Source organism: Mesorhizobium sp. M7D.F.Ca.US.004.03.1.1 (assembly GCF_003998635.1).
GTDB classification, from domain to species: Bacteria; Pseudomonadota; Alphaproteobacteria; order Rhizobiales; family Rhizobiaceae; genus Mesorhizobium; species Mesorhizobium loti.
In genome coordinates this window covers 1-2,686 of the sequence record NZ_RZQG01000815.1, presented here as the reverse complement: position 1 = coordinate 2,686, position 2,686 = coordinate 1, and the positions used below count along the sequence as shown (strand labels likewise).

Genomic DNA, 2,686 nt, shown 5'->3' with positions numbered 1-2,686 from the left:
GTCCCGGAATGACGACTTTCGCCTGTTCGATCTGGGCAGGATCGCGATCCCAGACCGAAACCCGTCCGCCCTCTTCGACGATTCTCTGCGCCACTGCCAACCCGATGCCCGATGCGCCGCCGGTGATGACCGCAACCCGACCGCTGAACCGTCCTGCAAAACTCATCGGCATCTGATTTCCCCCGTCACCTGAACCGATGGGCGCCGACGGCGCGCGACCGCCATACCATCGGCGCCGACTGTGCGGTCACCACCAGGCAAGTTCAAGCCGGCATGCAAGGCCGATCGTCTGGGCCAATCGCGTGCCGGGATTATCCGGGATTTCCCTCGAGCTGGTCGCCCAGTGCTTTCACCATAGCCACCAGCGCCGGTCCGATCTCGGCATGCGCGCGATCCTCGGTGATGATCTCGCCGATACCGCCGCAGGTGATGGCAACCAGCGGCGAGCCGTCACGCGGGCGGAACGGCACGCCGACCGCATGGATATAACTGTGCCAGGCGCCGAACGACGTTACGAAGCCCTGCCGTGCATACTGGGCGATCGCATCGTCGATCGCCGCCGCGATCAGCGCTGCCTTGTCCGGCTCCGCCGCCTGCAAAGCCCGCACAAGGCTGACGCGCTCCTCGGGTGAAAGGGCCGCCGCATAGGCCAGCCCCATCGATGTCTTCCAGATCGGCAGGTAGGAGCCTGGATTGAGCCGCAGAGTGACAAGGCTCTCCGACCGGCAATTGGCGAGATAGACCATGTTGAGGCTGTCGCGCGTGCCGAGCGCCACCGCCGCTCCCGTCAGGTCTGCCAGCGGCTGCATCAGCGGCCTGGCGACGTGAACGACGGCACTGGAGCTGAGCGCCGAATAACCAAGCGCCACGGTTGCCGGTCCGAGGCTGTAGCGGCCGAGATCCTTGTCGTAGAGGAGGTAGCCGAGCGCGCTCAGCGTATAGGTGATGCGCGAAACCGTGGCCTTGGGCAGGCCGGTGCGGGCAATGATGTCCTGGTTGCCGAGCGAGGCGTCGCCCGGTCGGAAGGCGCGCAATATGCCGAGCCCGCGCACCAGCGACGACGAAAGCTGCGCGCCTTCGCCTTCAAGCTCCGTCTCGTCCCTGGTCGCTCGCTTGCGCACGCTGGGTCTTTCTGGCGTCGTCGTCCGCCTGTCGGCCGGTGCCGCCGGCACGGTCTGTTGTATCTGGTCGAAAAATGAAATTAAATTCCATTTATATTGACAGGGGCTTTCGCGGGCTGTCAATATGCTTCCATCGATGGCATGTCCCAGCGCCTTGTGCCATCTTACGAAGCCCCTCCTTGTGAAGGTAGCCACGTGTCTCGCTATATTTTGCGCCGGCTTATCGCAATGCCGTTTCTGGTGCTCGGCATCGTCACCATCGCGTTCCTGATCACCACGGTGACCAAGGGCGATCCGCTGACCGCCATTGTTGCCGAACAACAGATGAGCAACCCGGAAGTGGTGGCCGCCGCCAAAGCCCGTTGGGGTCTCGATCGCCCCTTGCCGGAACGCTATATGATATATCTTGGAAATTTGCTGAGCGGCGATCTTGGCACCTCATTCATCACCAAGCGCAATGTCGGCACCGACATTCTCTACCGTTTGCCGGCAACGCTCGAACTGGTTTTCGCCGCGATGATCTTCGGCACCACGCTCGGCATCGTGCTTGGCGTGCTGGCCGCATATTTCCGCAACAGCCTGATCGACCACGGCGCCCGGCTGTTCGCTTTGTTCGGCTCGTCGCTGCCGGTATTTTGGTCGGGGCTCGGCCTGTTGTTCATCTTCTCCGTCATGCTGAACTGGCTGCCGGGGCCGGGCAGGGTTGATGCCCGCCTGGCATTGCCGCCCGGCATCACCGGCTTCCTCACCATCGATTCCCTGCTGGCCGGCAATCTCACCGTGTTCAAGGACGCACTCTGGCACCTGCTTCTGCCGGCCTTCGTGCTCGGTTGGACGGTGTCGGGAACCATATCGCGGCTGGTGCGCGCCAACATGCTGGACGTGATGAGCCGCGAGTTCGTGCTCACCGCGCGCGCCAAGGGGGCGAGCGAATTCCGCGTCGTCATCGTGCATGCGCTGCGCAACACCATGGTGCCGACCTTGACCGTCATCGGCTATTCCTTCGCCTATCTGATCACCGGCGCGGTGCTGACCGAAACCATCTTTTCCTGGCCGGGCATGGGCTCTTATGCCGTCGAGGCGGCACGCGCGCTCGACTTTCCGGCAATCATCGGTGTCACCATCGTCGGCGGCCTCGCCTTCCTGGTCACCAACCTCATCACCGACATACTTTATGTCGTGGCCAATCCGCGCGTGAGATTGAGCTGATGTCGGCGGTCGCAACCAAACCCCGTTCCGCCGCTGTTCCCGAATGGCTGACCGCGCCTTTGGCCATCGGCACGGTCGTCATCCTGTTCTGGCTGTTCATGACCGCGTTCGCCAATCTGGTCGTTCAATTCGATCCGCTCGAAATGGTGGCGCGCCGGCTGCAGCCGCCGAGCTGGGCGCACTGGCTGGGCACCGATGCGCTCGGCCGCGATGTGCTCGCCCGCACCTTGCACGGGGCGGCGCATTCGCTGCCGATCGCGGTTCTGGTCGTCGTCTCGGCCGTCGTCATCGGCTCGCTGCTCGGCGCCATCTCCGGCTTCGTCGGCGGCTTGACCGGGGCGGCGCTCATGCGGCTT

The 2,686-nt window shown here is 63.7% G+C and carries 3 protein-coding genes and 1 pseudogene; 2 read left to right on the top strand and 2 right to left on the bottom strand.

Annotated features, from left to right (window positions below):
- Both EN935_RS30285 and EN935_RS30280 read right to left on the bottom strand, forming a co-directional pair.
- The coding region (locus tag EN935_RS30285; RefSeq protein WP_127373934.1) for an SDR family NAD(P)-dependent oxidoreductase at positions 1 to 172 on the bottom strand (172 nt) is incomplete at its 3' end.
- Positions 173 to 311: 139 nt separating this feature from the next.
- Entirely contained in the window at positions 312 to 1,121 is an 810-nt protein-coding gene (locus EN935_RS30280) for an IclR family transcriptional regulator (RefSeq protein WP_127262727.1), read from the bottom strand.
- A gap of 195 nt (positions 1,122 to 1,316) precedes the next feature.
- Here EN935_RS30280 and EN935_RS30275 point away from each other — a divergent pair, with 195 nt between their 5' ends.
- Together EN935_RS30275 and EN935_RS30270 are read left to right on the top strand one after the other, a co-directional pair.
- Positions 1,317 to 2,330, top strand: coding sequence for an ABC transporter permease (locus EN935_RS30275; protein WP_109665892.1), 1,014 nt, complete (start codon positions 1,317 to 1,319; stop codon positions 2,328 to 2,330).
- Positions 2,330 to 2,686: pseudogene (locus tag EN935_RS30270) on the top strand (D,D-dipeptide ABC transporter permease); the annotation flags it as partial. The gene EN935_RS30275 and the pseudogene EN935_RS30270, both read left to right, overlap by 1 nt.